This is a genomic window from Streptomyces sp. NPDC050610, from assembly GCF_040654875.1.
Classification (GTDB): Bacteria; Actinomycetota; Actinomycetes; order Streptomycetales; family Streptomycetaceae; genus Streptomyces.
This window is the reverse complement of record NZ_JBFAIV010000058.1, coordinates 1-20,805: the sequence shown is the minus strand read 5'-3', so window position 1 is coordinate 20,805 and position 20,805 is coordinate 1. Positions and strand designations below refer to the sequence as shown.

Here is a 20,805-nt window from a genome sequence, read left to right as displayed (position 1 = left end):
CACTCCACCAGCCCGCGAGACCGGCACAAGCCCCAGAAGTCACGGCAGGCCATGGCTGCCTCCTTCGGCCGACGCTAGACCGGCGCTCCACCACCTCGGGAGGGCGCACCGGGGGCACAAGCGGCGTGCGATACGTTCGCACGCGCCCATGAGCCCCCGGCGCCGCCACCGGCACCGGCCCGTCGCGGCCGACGCGGGCCGTCAGGAACCGGATCGACGGTCGTCCCCCGACCCCATCTGGTCGTTGAGCTTCTGCTGGGCGCTGTCGACCTGGCCGCTGTACTTGCCCTGCGTCTTCTCGTCGAAGGCGTCGCCCGCCTTGTCGACGCCCTTGCGGGCGGTGTCCTCGTGGCCCTTGATCAGCCCTTTGAGCTTGTCAAGCATGGACATGATCAACCTCCTTGCGTTTGGACCTGTGTTCCTCAGCATCACCGACCAGCCCGGATCCCGCATCCGCACCACGGCCCACCACGGCCCATCACCCCTCTCACCAGGCCGAACGCCGTCGACTGACAGGGACGCCGACCGAGCCGGGCGCCGTGTGGCCGGTTAGTGGGCGCGGTTTCGGACGGAGCGGGGGAAGGACGGCGGGGAAGTGAGGCGCGGGCATAGTGTGCCGGGCGTTCGCTCCGTATCGGCACTCTGAGGGGAACTACCCGTGTCCCAGCGCGTGTTGTGGCGCCTGCTCGGCGCGTTCATATCCGTCCCGGCGCTGCTGTCCGCCGGAACAGCCATCGCCGGAACAGCAATCGCCGCACCGGCCTCAGCCGTACCAGCAGCCGTAGCCGACCCCGTCTACGGCTGCCCGGCCCAGGGGACGACTCGCCTCCCGTACCCGGACGACGCCCACAAGGTCGTGAACTGCACAAACGGCGTAGCGACCATCACCGCCTGTCCGAACAGCCGCTACTGGAACCCCCGGCTCCAGATATGCGGCGACCTCAGCGCCGTCCAACCGTACGAGACCCGCACGGCGACCGGAACCGCCCGCCTCAACCTCGTACCGCTCCAGGTCCTCGGCCTCAACGCCCGCTTGACGTGGCAGGACGGCCGCCCGCTGGGCGGTGCCACCATCACCTTCACCACGACCCGCGGCAGCACCCTGTGCACCGCCCACACCGACGGCAACGGCTACGCCGCCTGCGACTCCGCCCCCGGCGTGACCGCCCCGGTGAACACACTGCTCAACGGCTTCGAAGCCATATACAAGGGCGTCCCCACCCTGCGCGCCTCCCAGGGCCACGGCAACGTCACCCTCTGAAACCACTGCTACAGCCGCCGCCCCAAACGGAACAGCCTTGTCCGCCCCCGGACGGACAAGGTCGCGCCGGCATGACCCCGGCCAGGCTCCCAGCGCCCCACATGGGCGACCAGCCGGAGAACACCGGGGAGAGCGGCTCCACGAGACTCGACGGCGGAACCACACCACCCTCGCCAGCGTCGATCAGATCACCACAAAGATCACGACTGCCGACGAAGGGCCCAGCATGACCAGGACTGCGACCCGCTACCTCTACCTAGCACGGCACGGCGAAGCCACGCCGGACGAAAGCACGCTGACGGACGACGGCGTCCGTCAGTCCGTACTGCTCGGCGAACGCCTCCGGCACAGCCCTCTCTCCGCCGTCCATCACGGCCCGCTGCCCCGGGCGGAGCAGACCGCTCGGCTGATCTGCGACCAGCTCGACGGCCTGCGCCCGCAACCGTCGGAACTGGCCGGAGACTACGCCCCTCACCTGCCCCTAAGGGAGGAACTCCCTCCGGATTCAGCCGACGCCCTGCTCACCCACCTGTCCCAGTTCCCGGCCGAAGAGCGCGAACGGGGACCGGAGTCGGCTCAAGCAGCCCTCGCACGGTTCGCCGGCCCCGTAGACGGCGACGAGCCGCGCCACGAACTCGTCGTCACCCACACCTTCCTCATCGGCTGGCTCGTACGAGCCGCCCTCGACGCCCCGAATTGGCGCTGGATGGGCCTCAACCACGCCAACGCGGCCCTGACGATCATCCGCTACGCACCCGACCGTCCGGCTTCCCTGCTCTTCTTCAACGACACGGGCCATCTCCCCGCAGAACTCCGCCGCCCCGGCTTCCCACCCGACCTCTGCGTCTGACGGCACCGCGTACGGGCCGGGCTCGCCCGGCACCCGCCCCCGCGAAAGCTGAGCGAGCGACCTGGCCGCACGCTCTACGCGCCGACGCCAGTACAAAACGGCGGCGGCCCTCACCCATCGGGATGAGGGCCGCCGCCGTTGCTCCTGGCTTACGCTCCTACGCTCGGATTACGCGATCCGGCGTGACCGGTCGCAACGTCGCGTGGAAGAACGTCGCATAGCAGGCCAAAGCAGAACGCTGAAAATGGCTCCCTCGCAGGTCAGAGCCCTCTCAGCGCGCCGACCTGGTCAGCCGTTCTCCGCCTGGAACATCCAGTGGTGCTTCTCCAGGTCGGCCGTCAGGCCGATGATCAGGTCCTGGGTGACCGGGTCCGGCTTGTCCGTGGATTGGATGCGCTCGCGCATCCGGCCGATGACGGCGCCGAGCGCCGATACCAGGACCTGCACGGCCTGGGTGTCCTTGTTCCAGCCCTCGCCGACCGCGTCGATGCCGCTCGTCTTCGCTACGGTCTCGGCGCGGCCGTCCGGGGCGATGCCGAGGGCCGAGGCGCGCTCCGCCACGGTGTCGGCGTGCTGGCGTGCGGATACGACGACATCGTCCAGCTGCAGGTGGATCGAGCGGAAGCGGGGGCCCACGACGGTCCAGTGGACCTGCTTGGCCACGAGCGAAAGGTCGACCAGGTCCACGAGGGCACCCTGCAACGCTTCGCCGACGATCTTGCGGTCCTCATCGGACAGCGTGCTCTTCACCACAGACATCCGGCTACTCCTCTTCGGCTGACTGATCTGTTCTCTCCCCCGTGTTCCCACCATTGCACAATTGAACAGAATCGGTCGAAAAAGATCCGGGGCCTGGTCAGTCCCACTGACCAGGCCCCGGAAAAGCACAAGCGCCGCTCTCAGGCCGCGACCACGTCCACAGCCTCTGCCGGCGCCTTGATGGTCACCCGTTCCCCTGGGACGCCCGTCACGGACGTCACGGACACCGAATTGAGCATCGGCCGCATCGGCGCTGGTACCGGCTCGCTCGCCGCCGCCGACTGCGCCAGCTCGGCGAGCGACAGTTCGTCGCTGACCTCGCGCATGACCTCGGACATCCGTACGTCCAGAGCGTCGCAGATTGCGGAGAGAAGCTCGGAGGACGCCTCCTTCTGCCCCCGCTCGACCTCTGAGAGGTAACCGAGCGAGACCCGGGCTGAGGAAGAGACCTCGCGCAGAGTGCGGCCCTGGCGCTGGCGCTGCCGACGCAGCACGTCACCCAGCAGGCGACGGAGCAAAATCATCGGTGGCTCCCTCCTTGGACCGCGAATCCGGATCCTTCACGCCCCACCGTACCGCCTCGGAGTCCAGCCGTGCGGGGAGCGATGTCGTGTTCACTCAGGGCTGCAAACATCCAGAACCCCCACCATGTTCCGTATCCTGTGTCCGCGCATTTTCGATCAGTTCGCCCAGCAGTACCTCCAGCGCCATCCGGACGCTTTCCGCCCGGATGCCCGCCCGGTCGCCCTGGAGCGCCAGCTTCCGTACGGTCCCGGCGCCGCCCGGACCCGCGGCCGCTACGAACACCGTGCCCACCGGCTGCCCGTCCTGCGGTTCGGGGCCCGCCACCCCCGTCGTGGCGACGCCCCAGTCGGCGCCCAGCGCCGCGCGCACACCGTCCGCCATCTGCCGGGCGACCTCGCCGTCGACCGCGCCGCGCGCGCTGAGCAGCGCGGCGTCCACGCCCAGCACCGCCGCCTTGAGCTCGGTCGCGTACGCGGTCACCGAGCCCCGGAAGGCCCGTGAGGCGCCCGGTACGGCCGTCAGCTCGGCGGCCACCAGGCCGCCCGTAAGGGACTCGGCGGCGGCCACCGTCTCGCCCCGCTCCGCCAGCGTCCTCAGCGCCTCGGCCGCGGCCCACGTCCCCACAGCCCGCGCTCCCGCAGCGCCTGCCTCACTGGCTCCTCTGACCTCTCCAGAGACGCCAGCATCAGCAGCCCCAGCGGACGCATCAGCCCATCCAGACTCGCCAATCGCACGAGCCGCACCAGGCCCAGCAAGCGCGCCACCGGCACCGGCACCAGAGACCGTCCCGCCAGCCTCACCACCAGCGCAGGGCCCCACACCGCCCCCCGTCACCGCACAGACTCCCGGCCGGCCCTCTCACGCTCCGCCGCCAGTCCCGCCCGCCGCAGCACGACCGCCTGCCGCACGTAGTCGAGACCCGTCAGCACCGTCAGCGCCACGGCCACGGCCATCACCCACAGCCGGAACGTGGCCAGCGGCCCCGTCAGCGCCAGGACGTACATGCCGACGGCCGTCCCCTGTGCCAGCGTCTTCAGCTTCCCGCCGCGGCTGGCCGGGATGACGCCGTGCTTGATGACCCAGAACCTCATCAGCGTGATGCCGATCTCGCGGAAGAGGATCACGCCCGTGACCCACCAGGGCAGGTCGCCCAGGGCGGAGAGGCAGACCAGCGCCGCCCCCATGATCGCCTTGTCCGCTATCGGGTCGGCGATCTTCCCGAAGTCGGTGACCAGGTTGTACCTGCGGGCCAGATGGCCGTCGAAGAGGTCGGTGATCATGGCGACCGCGAACGCGGCCCAGGCGAAGGAGCGCCAGGCCGGGTCGTAGCCGCCATTGTGGAGCATCAACAAGACAAAGCCGGGCACAAGGAACAGCCGCACCATGGTGAGGATGTTGGCGATATTCCATAGTCCCGCCGGTGCCACTGTCGCCGTCGCCGTCGCCGAATGCCCACCGGCGGCGGAGGCCGGGACTCCGGTCATCTGCGCGCCTCCTCGGTACAGCCGTCGTCGCCCAGCGGCTCGGCGACCAGGTCCACGCCCTCGGTCGCCACCACCTTTGCCACGACCATACGGCCCGGCGCAAGATCACGGTCACCCGTGAGGATGGTCTGGCCATCGGTCTCGGGCGCCTGGTGCGCGGCCCGGCCGATCACTCCGTCCTCCTCGTCGACCCGGTCGACCAGCACCTCGACCGTCTCCCCGAGCCGCTCCTCGGCGCGCTGCGCCGTCAGCTCCTCGGCCAGCCGCGAGATGCGCTCCAGACGCTCCGCGACGACCTCCGGGTCGAGCTTGTCCGCGTAGCCGGCCGCCTCGGTGCCGTCCTCGTCGGAGTAGCCGAAGACGCCGATGGCGTCCAGCCGCGCGCCGGTGAGGAAGCGTTCCAGCTCCGCGACGTCCGCCTCCGTCTCACCGGGGAAGCCCACGATGAAGTTGGAGCGGGCGCCGGCCTGCGGCGCCTTGGCCCGCACCTGGTCGAGGAGGCCCAGGAATCTGTCGGTGTCGCCGAAGCGGCGCATCGCACGCAGGACTTCGGGGGCGGAGTGCTGGAAGGACAGGTCGAAGTAGGGCGCGACCTTCTCCGTGCCGGTCAGCACGTCGATCAGGCCCGGTCGCATCTCGGCGGGCTGGAGGTAGCTGACCCGGATGCGCTCCAGGCCGTCGATGGCCGCCAGTTCCGGCAGCAGCGTCTCCAGCAGCCGGATGTCGCCGAGGTCCTTGCCGTACGAGGTGTTGTTCTCGGAGACCAGCATGATCTCCTTCACGCCCTGCTCGGCCAGCCAGCGGCTCTCCCCCAGCACGTCGGAGGGGCGGCGCGAGATGAAGGAGCCGCGGAAGGAGGGGATGGCGCAGAACGAGCAGCGCCGGTCGCACCCGGAGGCGAGCTTGACCGAGGCGACGGGGCTGGAGTCCAGACGGCGGCGGAGCGGCGCGCGGGGGCCGGAGGCCGGAGCCACGCCGTCCGGGAGGTCCTCGGGGGGCGTGTCCTGCGCGTGGCCGGGCAGCGCGACGTCGGCGGCCTGCCGTTCGGCGGGGCTGATCGGCAGCAGCTTGCGCCGGTCGCGCGGGGTGTGCGAGGCGTGGACGCCGCCGGACAGGATGGTCTGGAGCCGGTCGGAGATGTCGGCGTAGTCGTCGAAGCCGAGCACGCCGTCGGCTTCGGGCAGCTCCTGGGCGAGCTCCTTGCCGTACCGCTCGGCCATGCAGCCGACGGCGACCACGGCCTGCGTACGGGCTCTCCCCTCGCCGGCTGCGTCCTTGAGGTCATTGGCTTCGAGAAGCGCGTCGACGGAGTCCTTCTTGGCGGCTTCGACGAATCCGCAGGTGTTGACGACGGCGACATCGGCTTCGGCGGCATCCTCGACGAGGTCCCAGCCGTCCGCTGCCAAGCGGCCTGCCAGCTCCTCCGAGTCCACCTCGTTACGGGCGCAGCCAAGTGTGACAAGAGCGACGGTACGGCGTTCGGGCATGGGGCTCAGCCTACTTTGTCCCGAGGCCGCCTCCGCTGCCACGTGCTGATGATCACCCTGCCTGGGGGTCGCCCTTGGTGTAGCTGAGCCGCTGGACCTGCCCGTTGTCGCCGACGCTCTTGATCTCTTTGCCGTTCACGAAGAGCTGTACGGCCCCGGCGTTGCCCAGCACCAGATCGATCTGCTTGTCGTCGATGAAGGTCTTGGACGCGCCTTCCTTGAGCACCAGCTCGTCCATCAGCCGGCCGTTGTGGTCCTTGGCGGAGATCCAGCTGGCGGCGTCGGTGGCGGTGACCTTGACCGTGACCTTGTTGGCCGGGGCCCCGGCGATGGCGCTGTCGGAGGGGTCGGGCTTGGGGTCGGCGGGCTTGCTCGGGCTGTGGGTGGGGGTGGACGGGCGCGTCGTCGGGCTGTCGGCCGCGACGGGCTGGCCGCTCCCCTCGTCGCCGCCGCCGCTGAAGAGGGTGAAGCCGACGAATCCGACGACGGCGACGATCGCGGCGACCATGGCGGCGGTCCAGTTGGGCCGTCGGGGCTCGGACCTGATCCGCTCGGCCTCGAAGAGCGGGGCCGCGGGGGTGGGCGACGGCCGTCCGCCGTGCGCGGCGTCGTACTGCTCGACGAGGGCGGCGGGGTCGAGGCCGACGGCGCGCGCGAGCGTACGGATGTGTCCTCGGGCGTAGACGTCGCCGCCGCAGCGCGAAAAGTCGTCCTGCTCGATCGCGTGCACGATCGGGGCGCGTACGCGCGTGGTCGAGCTGATCTCGTCGACGGTCAGTCCGGACTCGACGCGGGCCTGCCGGAGGCGGCGGCCGATGGAGGGGCGGCCGTCGTCGGAAGAGTTGCCGATGGACACGAGAGCGCCTTTCGAGCGTGCAGCCACCTGCTGGAGGTTCAGTTTAGGGGGGATGCGAAACGGTCGGGCAAGCGGAAAGCCGGCCTTTGTACGCCATCAGAATGCCCTGATGTACGCCATCGGAACGCTCTGAGACACCGATGGTGGTACATCGGCCCTGCCCCTTCCCCAACTTGACGCACGGCCGGAGGAAACGGTTGCTCACCGTTTCCTCACGGCTGGGACTCACCGCGGATGATCGCGAGCACGCCGTCCAGCTCGTCCGGCTTGACCATCACGTCGCGCGCCTTGGAGCCCTCGCTCGGCCCCACGATGCTCCGCGACTCCATCAGATCCATGAGCCTGCCCGCCTTCGCGAAGCCCACACGCAGTTTCCGCTGGAGCATCGAGGTGGAGCCGAACTGGGTGGAGACGACCAGCTCCGCCGCCTGGCACAGCAGGTCGAGGTCGTCCCCGATGTCCTCGTCGATCTCCTTCTTCTTGGCCGTGCCGACCGTGACGTCGTCGCGGAAGACCGGCGCCATCTGGTCCTTGCAGTGCTGGACGATGGCCGCGACCTCGTCCTCCGTCACGAAGGCGCCCTGCATACGGGTCGGTTTGTTCGCCCCCATCGGCAGGAAGAGGCTGTCGCCCTTGCCGATGAGCTTCTCGGCGCCCGGCTGGTCGAGGATGACGCGGCTGTCGGCGAGCGAGGAGGTGGCGAAGGCGAGCCGGGACGGCACGTTGGCCTTGATCAGACCGGTGACCACGTCGACGGACGGGCGCTGGGTGGCCAGCACCAGGTGGATGCCCGCGGCCCGCGCCAGCTGGGTGATGCGGACGATCGAGTCCTCGACGTCCCTGGGCGCGACCATCATCAGGTCGGCCAGCTCGTCCACGATGACCAGCAGGTACGGGTACGGCGACAGCTCCCGCTCGCTGCCCTCCGGCGGCTTCGCCTTGCCGCTGCGCACGGCCGCGTTGAAGTCGTCGATGTGCCGGTACCCGTACGCCGCGAGGTCGTCGTAGCGCAGGTCCATCTCGCGCACCACCCACTGCAGCGCCTCGGCGGCGCGCTTGGGGTTGGTGATGATCGGGGTGATGAGGTGCGGGATGCCCTCGTAGGCGGTCAGCTCGACGCGCTTGGGGTCGACCAGCACCATCCGCACGTCCTCGGGCGTGGCGCGCACCATGATCGAGGTGATCAGGCAGTTGATGCAGGAGGACTTGCCGGAGCCGGTGGCGCCGGCGACCAGGACGTGCGGCATCTTCGTCAGGTTGGCCATGACGTAGCCGCCCTCGACGTCCTTGCCGAGCGCGACGAGCATCGGGTGCTCGTCGCCCGCCGAGTCGGCGAGCCGCAGCACGTCGCCGAGGTTGACCATCTCCCGGTCGGTGTTCGGGATCTCGATGCCGACCGCGGACTTGCCGGGGATCGGGCTGATGATCCGGACGTCCGGGCTGGCCACGGCGTAGGCGATGTTCTTGGTGAGCGCGGTGATCCGCTCGACCTTGACGGCCGGGCCGAGCTCCACCTCGTACCGGGTGACCGTCGGGCCGCGGGTGAAGCCGGTGACGGACGCGTCCACCTTGAACTCGGTGAACACGGTCGTCAGCGAGGCCACTATCGCGTCGTTGGCGGCGCTGCGGGTCTTGCCGGGGCCGCCGCGCTCCAGCAGGTCCAGCGAGGGCAGCGAGTACGTGATGTCGCCGGCGAGCTGGAGCTGCTCGGCGCGCGACGGGAGTACGGGCGACGGCTCGGGCGCGGACTTGGTGAGGTCGGGGACGCCGCCGCTCTGCTCGTTCCTGCCGGGCTTGTCCCGCTTCACCCCCGGTACGGGGGCGTCGGCCGCCGAGGCCCGCTCGGCGCCGCGCGCGGTCGGCACAGAGCCCGTACGCTCCCGCTCGGCCGAGATGCCGCTGCTGAGCCCGGCGACCAGCGGCGAGGGCTGCACGCCGTGCAGTACGGCCCCGTCGAGGGCCGCCGCGGCGGCGGCCGCCACGTCCACCGCGTCGAGCGGCCGGTCCGGGTCCGGCTGCGCGGCCGGGCGGCGGGGGCGGCGGCGCTGGTTCAGCGCCTCCTCCTCGGCCTGCTCAGCGCCCGCGTCGCCGCCCGCCGCGCCCTTGTCCAGGGAGGTGCGCCGGGACCGCTTGGCGGGGGCCTCGCGCCATTCCTCGCCGTACTCCCCCGCTTCGTGGACGCCGCTGTCGTACTCCTCGGCCAGCGGTTCCGCCAGGCCGAGCCGCACGGCGAGCCCGCGCAGCCGGTGCGGGATGGCGTTGACGGGGGTGGCCGTGACGACGAGCAGCCCGAAGATCGTGAGCAGGATCAGCAGCGGAACGGTCAGCACCTCGCCGACCGTGTAGATCAGCGGGCTGGCCGCCGCCCAGCCGATCAGCCCGCCGGCGTCCTGGAGGGCCTGCGCCCCGTCGCCGCGGCTGGGCGCCCCGCAGGCCACGTGGACCTGGCCGAGGACGCCGATGACGAGGGCGGAGAGGCCGATGACGATGCGTCCGTTGGCCTCCGGTTTCTCCGGGTGGCGGATCAGGCGGGCGGCGATGGCGCCGAGCAGTATCGGCATGACCAGGTCGAGGCGGCCGAACGCGCCGGTGACCAGCATCTCCACCAGGTCGCCGACCGGTCCCCGGAGGTCGCCCCAGGTGCCGGCCGCGATGACCAGCGCGATGCCGAGCAGCAGGAGGGCGAGGCCGTCCTTGCGGTGCGCCGGGTCCAGGTTCTTCGCGCCGCGCCCGACGCCGCGGAACAGCGCGCCGACCGTGTGCGCCAGCCCGAGCCAGAGCGCCCGTACGAGGCGGAAGACGCCATTCGTGGGGGACGGCGCCGGCTTCGGTGCGGGCCTGGACGCGGCCTTCTTCGCCGGAGCGCGCTTCGCGGGCGCCTTCTTCGCGGGCGCGGCGGCTTTCTTGGCGGGCGCCTTCTTGGCCGGTGCCTTCTTCGCGGGTGCCTGCTTGGCAGCGCTCCCGGGGCGTCCGGCGCGCTGCTTCGAGGTGCCCGCCGTGCTCTGGGAACCCTTGCCGGACGTACGTGAGGCCATGGTGGTGAGGTTACCGTTGTCGGCCGCGAGGGACACGTGTGTCTACGCCTTCACCCGTTCGTGTCGCGTGTCGGCGGGCCTCGCGGTGACGCGGCGTCAATAGCTCAGTTCTGTGAGGGGACCGTACTGGCGCCGCTGCCCGCGCCGGGCTCCAGCGCGTCCAGGGCCCGCCGCAGGCCGGTGAGTTTGCGCTCCAGGTGGGCGGCGGTGGCGACGGCCGCGGCGTCCGCGGACTCGTCCAACTGCTTGGAGAGCGCCTCGGCCTGCTCCTCCACGGCCGCGAGCCGCGCGGAGAGTTCGGCGAGCAGCCCCGCGGGCTCCTTGGCGTCGACGGCCGCGCCCTGGCCGCCTTCGAGCTGGAGACGGAGCAGGGCCGCCTGTTCGCGCAGCTGACAGTTCTTCATGTACAGCTCGACGAACACGGAGACCTTGGCCCGCAGCACCCAGGGGTCGAAGGGTTTGGAGATGTAGTCCACCGCACCGGCCGCGTAGCCGCGGAAGGTGTGGTGCGGGCCGTGGTTGATGGCCGTGAGGAAGATGATCGGGATATCCCTCGTCCGCTCCCGGCGCTTGATGTGGGCGGCGGTCTCGAAACCGTCCATGCCCGGCATCTGGACGTCCAGCAGGATCACTGCGAAGTCGTCCGTCAGCAGCGCCTTGAGCGCTTCCTCCCCTGACGATGCCCGGACCAGTGTCTGATCGAGCGCCGAGAGGATGGCCTCCAGCGCCAGCAGATTTTCCGGCCGGTCATCGACCAGGAGGATCTTGGCCTTCTGCACCATGGCCCGTCCTCCTCGCCCCGGAAATGCGCCGGGTGCCGCCCCAGGGGACGACTCCCTTGCGCCGCCCGTCCTTGTGCCGGTCATGGTAGCCGCACCCCGCTTGTCGCCACACCCTGTCACCGCGAAGTCACTGTGCACGTAGCAGAAACGCGGTGGGAGACCAGAAGGTTCCCCGAATACCGCGTTCCCACACGTGTTCGGCCACAGTCAGTCAACACTCCGCCGTGCTTCGATCAGCCATCCGTCACTCCGCGCGCATCCACTGCTCCATCACCGCCAACAGATGATCAGTGTCGACCGGCTTGGTCACATAGTCGGACGCGCCCGACTCGATGGCCTTCTCCCGGTCGCCCTTCATCGCCTTCGCGGTGAGCGCGATGATCGGCAGCCCCGCGAACTGGGGCATCCGCCGGATCGCCGTCGTCGTCGCGTAGCCGTCCATCTCCGGCATCATGATGTCCATCAGGACGACCACCACATCGTCGTGCTGTTCGAGGACCTCGATCCCCTCCCGGCCGTTCTCCGCGTAGAGCACCGACAGGCCGTGCTGCTCCAGCACGCTGGTGAGCGCGAACACATTGCGGATGTCGTCGTCGACGATGAGCACCTTCTCGCCGTGGAATCCGCCCGCGAACCCCGCGGCCACCAGATCCTGGCCGTTGCTCAGCCACGGCTCGGACGACGGCTCGGACGCCGAGGCGCCCGACGCCGAGGCTCCCGACGCCGCGGACTCGCCGTCCGCGGCCCCCTGGCCCGTCGGCGGCGCCGGCTGCTGCTCCGCCTCCTGGGCCGCCCGCTGCCGCCGCCGGAAGAGCCCGGCCGCGCCCTGCTGCTGCGCGCCGAAGGCCGCCGCCGCGCTCTCCTGCTCCTGCGGACCGGCCCCCTCGCCCGCCGGCCCGCCCTCCAGCGCGAGCGGCCCGGTGGCCTGCCCGGCGAGCGCCAGCTGCGAGTAGTTGTGCGGCGGCAGCTCGGTCGGGTTCAGCGGCAGGTACAGCGTGAACGTCGAGCCGCGGCCTGGCTCACTGGCCGCGTGGATCTCGCCGCCGAGCAGCCGCGCGATCTCCCGGCTGATCGACAGGCCGAGGCCCGTACCGCCGTACTTCCTGCTGGTCGTGCCGTCCGCCTGCTTGAACGCCTCGAAGATCACCCGCATCTTGCTCGCCGCGATCCCGATACCGGTGTCGGTGACCGAGAAGGCGATGACACCGCCGTCCGCCTCCCGCAGCGCCCCCGATTCGAGCAGCTGCTCGCGGATGCTGTCCGGCACCCCCGCGCCGGCCGGCCGGATGACCAGCTCGACCGCGCCCGAGTCCGTGAACTTCACGGCGTTGGACAGCAGATTGCGCAGCACCTGCAACAGCCGCTGCTCATCGGTGTGCAGCGTCGCCGGCAGCTCCGGGGAGACCCGTACGGAGAAGTCGAGCCCCTTCTCCGCCGTCAGCGGCCGGAACGTCGCCTCCACGTAGTCGACGAGCTGGACCAGCGCGATACGCGTCGGGCTGACGTCCATCTTGCCCGCCTCGACCTTCGACAGGTCGAGGATGTCGTTGATCAGCTGGAGCAGATCGGAACCCGCCCCGTGGATCGTCTCGGCGAACTCCACCTGCTTCGGCGAGAGATTGCCCTCCGCGTTGTCGGCGAGCAGCTTCGCGAGGATCAGCAGCGAGTTGAGCGGCGTACGCAGCTCGTGCGACATGTTGGCCAGGAACTCGGACTTGTAGCGCATCGACACCGCGAGCTGCTCGGCACGCTCCTCCAGAACCTGCCGGGCCTCCTCGATCTCGGTGTTCTTGACCTCGATGTCCCGGTTCTGCCGCGCCAAGTGCTCGGACTTCTCCTCCAGTTCCGCGTTGGAGATCTCCAACGCCTTCTGCCGGCTCTCCAGTTCGTCCGACCGGTCCCGCAGCTGCTCGGTGAGCTCCTGCGACTGCTTGAGCAGCTGCTCGGTCTTGGTGTTGACGCTGATGGTGTTGACGCTGGTGCCGATCATCTCGGCGATCTGGTTCAGGAAGTCCTTCTGGATCTGCGCGAACGGCTGGAACGACGCCAGCTCGATCACGCCGAGCACCTGCCCCTCGAACAGCACCGGCAGCACGATCACATGGGCCGGCGGCGCCTCCCCCAGCCCGGAGGCGATCTTCAGGTACCCCGAGGGCACGTTGTCCACCAGAATGGTCCGCTTCTCCTCCGCGGCCGTGCCGATCAGCGTCTCGCCGGGCCGGAAGGACGTGGGCATCGACCCCATCGAGTAGCCGTACGAGCCGTACATGCGCAGCTCGTACGCGTCCTCATCGGCCTCCGGCTCGGCGCTCTCGCCCGTGGCCAGGTTCTCGTTGGTCGGCGTCGCCACGAAGAACGCGCCGTGCTGCGCGGAGACCACCGGAGTCAGCTCGCTCATGATCAGGCCCGCTACGTCCGCGAGGTCGCGCCGGCCCTGCATCAGGCCCGAGATCCGGGCGAGGTTGCCCTTGAGCCAGTCCTGCTCCTTGTTCGCGAGCGTCGTCTCCCGGAGGTTGGCGATCATCGTGTTGATGTTGTCCTGGAGCTCCAGGATCTCGCCCGCCGCGTCGACGTCGATCTTCAGGTTGAGGTCGCCGCGGGTCACCGCGGTGGCCACCTCGGCGATGGCCCGTACCTGCCGGGTGAGGTTCCCGGCCATCTCGTTCACCGACTCGGTGAGGTCCCGCCAGGTGCCGTCCACGTCCCGCACCCGCGCCTGACCGCCCAACTGCCCTTCCGTGCCCACCTCGCGGGCCACCCGCGTGACCTGCTCGGCGAACGACGACAGCTGGTCCACCATCGTGTTGATGGTGGTCTTGAGCTCCAGGATCTCGCCCCGGGCGTCGATGTCGATCTTCTTGGTGAGGTCGCCCTTGGCGATCGCGGTGGTGACCATCGCGATGTTGCGGACCTGTCCGGTCAGGTTGGAGGCCATCCCGTTGACGGACTCCGTCAGGTCCTTCCACGTACCGGAGACGCCCGGCACCCGCGCCTGACCGCCCAGGATGCCGTCCGTGCCCACCTCGCGGGCGACCCGGGTCACCTCGTCCGCGATCGACGACAGCGTCTTCACCATGATGTTCACGGTGTCGGCGAGCTGCGCGACCTCGCCGCGCGCCTCGACGGTGACCTTCCGGGTCAGGTCGCCGTTGGCGACCGCCGTCGCGACCTGCGAGATGTTCCGCACCTGACTGGTCAGGTTGTTGGCCATCAGGTTGACGTTGTCGCTCAGGTCCTTCCAGATGCCGGTGACGTCCCGCACCCGTGCCTGACCGCCGAGCTGCCCCTCCGTGCCGACCTCGCGGGCCACCCTGGTGACCTGCTCGGCGAAGTCCGAGAGCTGGTCCACCATCGTGTTGACGGTCGTCACCAGCTCCAGGATCTCGCCCTTCGCGTCCACGGTGATCTTCTTCGACAGGTCGCCCTTGGCGACCGCCGTCGTCACCTCGGCGATGTTGCGGACCTGCGACGTCAGGTTGTTCGCCATGAAGTTGACGGACTGCGTCAGGTCCTTCCAGGTGCCGGAGACGCCCTGGACCTCGGCCTGGCCACCGAGGATGCCCTCCGTACCGACCTCCCGCGCCACCCGCGTGACCTGGTCCGCGAACGAGGAGAGCTGGTCGACCATCGTGTTGAGCGTGTTCTTCAGCTCCAGGATCTCGCCCCGGGCGTCCCCGTCGATCGTCTGGGACAGGTCACCGCGCGCGACCGCCGTGGCGACCTGCGCGATGTTGCGGACCTGGGCGGTCAGGTTGCCCGCCATGCCGTTCACGGAGTCGGTCAGGTCACGCCATACGCCCGCGACACCCGGCACCTGCGCCTGACCGCCGAGCCGGCCGTCCGTACCCACCTCGCGCGCTACCCGCGTCACCTGGTCGGCGAAGGCCGACAGCTGGTCGACCATCGTGTTGATGGTGTTCTTCAGTTCCAGGATCTCGCCGCGCGCGTCCACGTCGATCTTCTGCGAGAGGTCGCCGCGCGCGACGGCCGTCGTCACCTGTGCGATCTGCCGCACCTGCGAAGTGAGGTTCCCGGCCATGAAGTTGACCGAGTCGGTCAGCTCCTTCCAGGTGCCGGACACGCCGTCAACCCGCGCCTGACCGCCGAGCCGCCCCTCCGTGCCCACGTCCCGCGCCATCCGCGTGACCTGGTCGGCGAAGGAGGAGAGCTGGTCCACCATCGTGTTGACGGTGTTCTTCAGCTTCAGCATCTCGCCGGAGACATCGACCGTGACCTTCTGCGACAGGTCGCCGTTGGCCACCGCCGTCGTCACCTGCGCGATGTTGCGCACCTGACCCGTCAGGTTGCGGAAGGCCGTGTTCACCGAGTCGGTGAGGTCCTTCCACGTGCCGGCCGCGCCGGGCACCTGCGCCTGGCCGCCCAGCTCGCCCTCGACGCCGATCTCCCGCGCCACCCGCGTCACCTCGGCGCCGAACGCCGAGAGCTGGTCGACCATCGTGTTGACGGTGTTCTTGAGCTCCAGCATCTCGCCCGCGACATCGACGGTGACCTTCTGCGACAGGTCGCCGTTGGCCACCGCCGTCGTCACCTGCGCGATGTCCCGCACCTGCGTGGTGACGTTGCGGAACGCGTTGTTCACCGAATCGGTGAGGTCCTTCCAGGTCCCCGCCGCCCCCGGCACCTGCGCCTGACCGCCCAGCAGGCCGTCGGCGCCGACCTCGCTCGCCACCCGCGTCACCTCGTCGGCGAACGTACGCAGCGTCTCGGTCATCTGGTTGATCGTTTCGGCCAGCTGGGCGACCTCGCCGCGCGCGCTCACCGTGACCTTCTGCGACAGATCGCCATTGGCGACCGCCGTCGTCACCTGCGCGATCCCGCGCACCTGAGCGGTGAGGTTCCCGGCCATCAGGTTGACCGAATCCGTCAGGTCCTTCCAGACCCCGGCGACCCCGGGCACCTGCGCCTGGCCGCCCAGCTCGCCCTCGGTGCCGACCTCCCGCGCTACCCGCGTCACCTCGGACGCGAAGGACGAGAGCTGATCCACCATGGTGTTGACGGTGTTCTTCAGCTCCAGCATCTCCCCGGCCACATGAACCGTGACCTTCCGGGAGAGATCCCCCTTCGCCACCGCCGTCGTGACGAGAGCGATGTCACGCACCTGAGCGGTGAGCCGGGACGCCATCGTGTTGACGGAATCCGTCAGGTCCTTCCACGAACCCGACATTCCGCGCACCCGTGCCTGGCCGCCGAGCTTGCCCTCGGTACCGACCTCGCTGGCCACCCGCGTCACCTCGTCGGTGAACGCCGACAGCTGGTCCACGAGCCCGTTGACCGTGCGCCCCACCTTGAGGAACTCGCCGCGCAACGGATGCGCCGCACCGTCCGCCCCCTGCGAGCGCAGATCCATCCGCTGCTCAAGATCGCCCTCGGCGACCGCCGAGAGCACTCTGCCCACCTCGGACACCGGCCGCACCAGATCGTCGACCAGCGCGTTGGAGGCGTCGATGGCCGCGGCCCAGGACCCCTCACAGGCCCCGACCTCCAGCCGCTCCGTCAGCTTGCCCTCGCGCCCCACCACACGCCGTACGCGTGCCAGCTCGCCCGTCAGCTGCAGATTCCGGTCCGCCATTTCATTGAACACGGCGGCGATCTCGGACATCACTCCGTCGCCCGCGACCGTCATACGCTTCCGGAAGTTGCCGTCGCGCATCGCCGACAGCGCCGTCAGCAGCCGGTTCAGGGCCGCCGTCTCCACTTCCGTCGTCCCATTGTTACGGGACCGTCCGCCTTTCGCGCGCGTGCTCACGCCCCGCGCCGCTGCGCCAGACTCCACCGTGTCCCTCCCGCAGGGTCGACCATCGTCATCGCGCTTCCACTTCAAGCGTTCCCAGTGTTTCACTTCAGCGCACCGAACCGTTCGGCAGTGGGAACGTAACCGGGTCGATGAGGGGTCGTTGACCGCCGTCACCCCCGAAACACGCGCCTCCGTTCCACACAACTCGGGCCGACGGTTTAGCCTGGCGGACGAATCGAGGACTTGCGAAACGGGCACAGGACTCGGGGGGAGCGACGAGAGGCCAATGGGGAGTGCTGTGATCACCGCGCGGGCTGCCGCCACCTTCGAGCCGGTCGGACGCTCGGTCGCCTCCGCCCGCGCGTTTGTCCGGGACACCCTCCAGGGCTGGGGATTCCCCGACGTCGTGGACGACGCCGTCGTCCTGACCAGCGAACTCGTCACCAACGCCGTCGTACACGCGGGCACCGCCGCCGACGTCCTGTGCCTGCGCACGGACAGCGGCGTCCGCGTCGAGGTCGGCGACCACTACCCCGAACGAGAGCTTCCGCTGCAGAGCTCCGGCCGCCAGCTCGGCGGCGTCGAGCGGGAGGGCGGCCGCGGCCTGCTGCTCTGCGCGGCCCTCGCCACCAGCTGGGGCGTCGAGTACACCGCCGCCAACAAGAAGGTCTGGTTCCAGCTCGACCTGCCCTCCCGCCCGGCGGGCACCCGCTCCGCCGGCCCGGCCCTGCCCGCCGCCGCCCTCCCGCTCGCCGACGCCCGCGTCCGCGTCGCCGTCATCCAGATCGACCGGGTCGGCGGCATCAGCGCCTGGAACGACGACGCCCAGGACCTCTTCGGCTTCGCCCCGGAACAGGTCACCGGCAAGCCCCTCACCGACTTCGCGGCCTGGCCGCACACCCCCGGCACCTCGACGGGCATCGCCGACGCGCTCCGCCTCTCCCGCTGGGAAGGCTCGTACGGCATACGCGGCGCGGACGGCCGCGTCGTCCCCGTCTACGCCTCCCACCTGCGCGTACGCGATGCCGACGGCGACCCCTCGACCGTCTGCCTGCTGGTGCGCGACGCCGAGCGCGCGGTGCTCCAGAGCCCCCAGCGCGGCTCCGGCTCGGAAGGCTCCACCAGCGACCGGAACGCCTCGGCGGACCCCTTCGAGGTCTTCATCGGCTCCCCCGCCCCCGACGACCTCGACGGGCTGCTCCAGCGCACCGTCGAGCGCGCCCGCGACATGCTCGACGGCGACTCCGCCTACCTACTGCTCGCCACGGACGACGAGACCGAATTGGAGGTACGGGCCTCCACCGGCCTGCCCTCCGCCCGCCAGCGCTTCGCCCGCGTCCCCGTCGAAGCCGGCACCGGCCGCTACGGCTCGGCCCGGATGCCGGCCGTCCACGAGGACCTCAGCGCCGTCCCCGGCGCCGTGCCGCTGCTCAACAACACCGGCATGCGCTCGGTCGTCACGGTCCCCCTCAAGGTCGAGGGCCGCCTCACCGGCTCGCTGGGCGTCGCCGCCGAATCACCCGGCCGGTACAGCAACGAGGAGGCCCTGAGGCTGCAATTCGCCGCCGACCGCATCGCCCTCGCCGTCGAATCCGCGCGCCTCGGCGAGCTGGAACGGCTGCGCCGCGGCTCCCTCTCCTTCCTCGTCGAGGCCTCCGACCTGCTCGCGGGCACCCTCGACCGGGACCAGACCCTGGCCCTCATGGCCCAGATGACCGTCCCCACCCTCGCCACCTGGTGCGCCGTCTACACCATCGCCGACCAGTCCTCCGAGCCCGAGCTCTCCTACGTCCTGCACGAGGACGAGGACCGCATCGACGGCCTCAAGGCGCTCCTCGCCAAGGTCGCGCCGCCGGACCCGGTCCCCACCCCCGGCGCCCGCATCTGGACCGCGCCCTCCGACGCCGCCCACGCGGCGGCCCTGCGCAGCTCGCTGCGGAGCCTCGGCCTCGGCGACACCGGACGCTTCTCCCCCGGCCCCGGCACGTCCCTCGCGACGGCCTCGGCCGTCGGCGGCGAGACCGTCGTACTGCCGCTCGTCGCCCGCAACCGCGTCATCGGCATGCTCACCCTGGGCAAACCCACCGACGACCACTTCCGCCAGGAGATCCTCGAACTCGCCGAGGACCTCTCCCGCAGGGCCGCCCTGGCCCTCGACAACGCCCGCCTGTACTCCGAGCGCACCGCCATCAGCCAGTCCCTCCAGCGCAGCCTGCTGCCGCCGGAGCTGCCGACCGTCCCCGGCGTGGAGGTCGAGGTCATCTACCGCGCGGCGGGCGAGGGCAACGAGGTCGGCGGCGACTTCTACGACCTCTTCCCGATCCGCGACGGCGCGTACGGCTTCGCCATCGGCGACGTCTGCGGTACGGGCCCGGAGGCCGCGGCCGTCACCGGACTGGCCCGGCACGCCCTGCGGCTCCTCGCCCGCGAGGGCTTCGGCGGCCCGGCCGTCCTGGAGCGCCTCAACGCCGCCATCCTCGACGAAGGCGCCCGCAGCCGCTTCCTGACCCTGCTGTACGGCGAGCTGTGGCCGCAGCACGACGGCAGCGCGATCCTCAAGGTCGTCTGCGCGGGCCACCCGCTGCCGCTCCGGCTCCGCCAGGACGGCTCCGTCGAGGCCGCCGCCGAACCGCAGCCGCTGCTCGGCGTGCTGGAGGAGCTGGAGCTGTACGAGCAGACGGTCACCCTCGATCCGGGCGACGTCCTGCTCTGCGTCACCGACGGCGTCACCGAGCGCCGCGAAGGCACCCGGATGCTCGGCGACGACGGGCTCGTCGACGTCCTCACCACCTGTACGGGCCTGACCGCGGGCGCCGTCGCCGGCCGCGTCCTGCGCGCCGTCGAACGCTTCGCCGCCGAACCGGCCTCCGACGACATGGCCATCCTGGCCATGCGCGTCCCGGAGCCCCAGGACTCCTGACCGACGGTCTCGAACAGCAAGAAGGCCCCCGCCGAATGGCGGGGGCCTTCTCTATAAGAGCCCCAATACGGAATCGAACCGTAGACCTTCTCCTTACCATGGAGACGCTCTACCGACTGAGCTATTGGGGCGCGGCAACGGAATAGATCATACCCGAACTCCCGTGCCCCTTTGACCATCGCGGCCCTACGCCGCAGCCGTCAGCAGACCGCCGAGAGCGTTGCAGGCCGACACCACCCGGTGCAGGTCCCGCCGCGTCATCGCCGCGTCCACGGGCAGCGCCAGGCACTCGTCAGCGGCCCGCTCCGTCTCCGCCAGCCACACGTCCCGCGCGAACGCCGGCATCCGGTGTACGGGCGTCTGTACGGGCACCTGGCACCGCACCCCGCGCGCCCGCAGCGTCCGGGCGAACGCGTCCCGGTCCGGCCGGCCGTTCCCGGGCACCCGCACCACGTACGCGCGGTAGGCGTGCGCCACCCCCGCCGTCGCGGCGGGCGTCACCAGCCCGCTGAGCCGCCTGGTCAGGTACGCCGCATTCCGCCGCCGCGCCACTACCCCTTCATCGTGCTCCGCCGACGCCGGCCCGCCCTCCGCATGCTCGACGACCAGAAGCGATCGGCGCTCCCCGACGGCACGCAGCGCCGCCGTGTCCACCGGATGCCCGAAGAGGGGTACGGGCACGACCGCAGCCGTACGCGGCGTCACCGCGTCCGCCACCGCCGACGCGTCGAGGCAGTAGGTCCCGGCGTCGATGTCGGCGAACACCGGCACAGCCCCGGCCCCCCGCACCGCCTCCGCGGCCTCCGCCGTGGCATACGACGGCACGATGACCTCGTCGCCAGTGCCTACTCCGGCCGACCTCAGCATCTCCAGTGTCCCCATACCTGCGGATGGTGACGGCGCAACGTGAACATCAAGTAACACTGCGCACTGCATCACGACAACAAAAAAGCTCTGGCCCCTGAACCGAAGTTCAGAGGCCAGAGCTGTCAAAATTTGTTCGGCGGCGTCCTACTCTCCCACAGGGTCCCCCCTGCAGTACCATCGGCGCTGAAAGGCTTAGCTTCCGGGTTCGGAATGTAACCGGGCGT

14 protein-coding genes, 1 tRNA gene and 1 rRNA gene are annotated in these 20,805 nt (G+C 70.4%); 3 read left to right on the top strand and 13 right to left on the bottom strand.

Features of this window, described 5'->3' with window-relative positions:
• Positions 1 to 201: 201 nt before the first annotated feature.
• A complete protein-coding gene (locus AB0I22_RS37640) occupies positions 202 to 390 on the bottom strand; it encodes an antitoxin (protein WP_363135535.1) in 189 nt (62 codons plus the stop codon).
• A gap of 268 nt (positions 391 to 658) precedes the next feature.
• Here AB0I22_RS37640 and AB0I22_RS37635 point away from each other — a divergent pair, with 268 nt between their 5' ends.
• Positions 659 to 1,261, top strand: a complete 603-nt coding sequence (locus AB0I22_RS37635; RefSeq protein WP_363135534.1) for a chitin binding peritrophin-A domain-containing protein — start codon at positions 659 to 661, stop codon at positions 1,259 to 1,261.
• Between the two features lie 226 nt (positions 1,262 to 1,487).
• The gene (locus AB0I22_RS37630) at positions 1,488 to 2,111 is read left to right on the top strand and encodes a histidine phosphatase family protein (RefSeq protein WP_363135533.1); all 624 of its coding nucleotides are present in this window, start codon (positions 1,488 to 1,490) and stop codon (positions 2,109 to 2,111) included.
• Between the two features lie 288 nt (positions 2,112 to 2,399).
• Here the strand turns inward: AB0I22_RS37630 and AB0I22_RS37625 are convergent, their stop codons facing one another.
• From AB0I22_RS37625 to AB0I22_RS37585, 9 genes are all read right to left on the bottom strand, one after another.
• Positions 2,400 to 2,870, bottom strand: a complete 471-nt coding sequence (locus AB0I22_RS37625; RefSeq protein WP_363135532.1) for a DNA starvation/stationary phase protection protein — start codon at positions 2,868 to 2,870, stop codon at positions 2,400 to 2,402.
• 140 nt (positions 2,871 to 3,010) lie between these two features.
• Positions 3,011 to 3,394, bottom strand: a complete 384-nt coding sequence (locus tag AB0I22_RS37620; RefSeq protein WP_030892367.1) for a helix-turn-helix transcriptional regulator — start codon at positions 3,392 to 3,394, stop codon at positions 3,011 to 3,013.
• Between the two features lie 94 nt (positions 3,395 to 3,488).
• On the bottom strand, positions 3,489 to 4,019 hold the full coding sequence (locus tag AB0I22_RS37615) for a nicotinamide-nucleotide amidohydrolase family protein (RefSeq protein WP_363135531.1): 531 nt from the start codon (positions 4,017 to 4,019) through the stop codon (positions 3,489 to 3,491).
• 206 nt (positions 4,020 to 4,225) lie between these two features.
• Entirely contained in the window at positions 4,226 to 4,879 is a 654-nt protein-coding gene (gene pgsA / locus AB0I22_RS37610; RefSeq protein WP_363135530.1) for a CDP-diacylglycerol--glycerol-3-phosphate 3-phosphatidyltransferase, read from the bottom strand.
• Positions 4,876 to 6,366 (bottom strand): 30S ribosomal protein S12 methylthiotransferase RimO, encoded by a 1,491-nt coding sequence (rimO, locus tag AB0I22_RS37605; RefSeq protein WP_363135529.1) that lies wholly within the window; start codon positions 6,364 to 6,366, stop codon positions 4,876 to 4,878. Before rimO ends, pgsA begins: the two co-directional genes overlap by 4 nt.
• Before the next feature lie 52 nt (positions 6,367 to 6,418).
• Positions 6,419 to 7,222 (bottom strand): RodZ domain-containing protein, encoded by an 804-nt coding sequence (locus AB0I22_RS37600; protein WP_363135528.1) that lies wholly within the window; start codon positions 7,220 to 7,222, stop codon positions 6,419 to 6,421.
• Positions 7,223 to 7,434: 212 nt separating this feature from the next.
• Complete coding sequence (locus AB0I22_RS37595) at positions 7,435 to 10,257, bottom strand: DNA translocase FtsK (protein ID WP_363135527.1); 2,823 nt, start codon at positions 10,255 to 10,257, stop codon at positions 7,435 to 7,437.
• 104 nt (positions 10,258 to 10,361) lie between these two features.
• Positions 10,362 to 11,039 (bottom strand): response regulator, encoded by a 678-nt coding sequence (locus AB0I22_RS37590; protein WP_363135526.1) that lies wholly within the window; start codon positions 11,037 to 11,039, stop codon positions 10,362 to 10,364.
• 244 nt (positions 11,040 to 11,283) lie between these two features.
• A complete protein-coding gene (locus AB0I22_RS37585; protein ID WP_363135525.1) occupies positions 11,284 to 16,833 on the bottom strand; it encodes a HAMP domain-containing protein in 5,550 nt (1,849 codons plus the stop codon).
• A gap of 259 nt (positions 16,834 to 17,092) precedes the next feature.
• On the opposite strand from AB0I22_RS37585, the gene AB0I22_RS37580 reads away from it, so the two are divergent.
• Positions 17,093 to 19,714, top strand: a complete 2,622-nt coding sequence (locus tag AB0I22_RS37580; RefSeq protein ID WP_363135544.1) for a SpoIIE family protein phosphatase — start codon at positions 17,093 to 17,095, stop codon at positions 19,712 to 19,714.
• Between the two features lie 58 nt (positions 19,715 to 19,772).
• Here the strand turns inward: AB0I22_RS37580 and AB0I22_RS37575 are convergent.
• The 3 genes from AB0I22_RS37575 to rrf form a co-directional block, all read right to left on the bottom strand.
• Positions 19,773 to 19,845, bottom strand: a tRNA-Thr gene (locus AB0I22_RS37575).
• Positions 19,846 to 19,900: 55 nt separating this feature from the next.
• Entirely contained in the window at positions 19,901 to 20,596 is a 696-nt protein-coding gene (locus AB0I22_RS37570; RefSeq protein WP_363135524.1) for a DegT/DnrJ/EryC1/StrS family aminotransferase, read from the bottom strand.
• Between the two features lie 116 nt (positions 20,597 to 20,712).
• Positions 20,713 to 20,805, bottom strand: a 5S ribosomal RNA gene (rrf, locus tag AB0I22_RS37565); the annotation flags it as partial.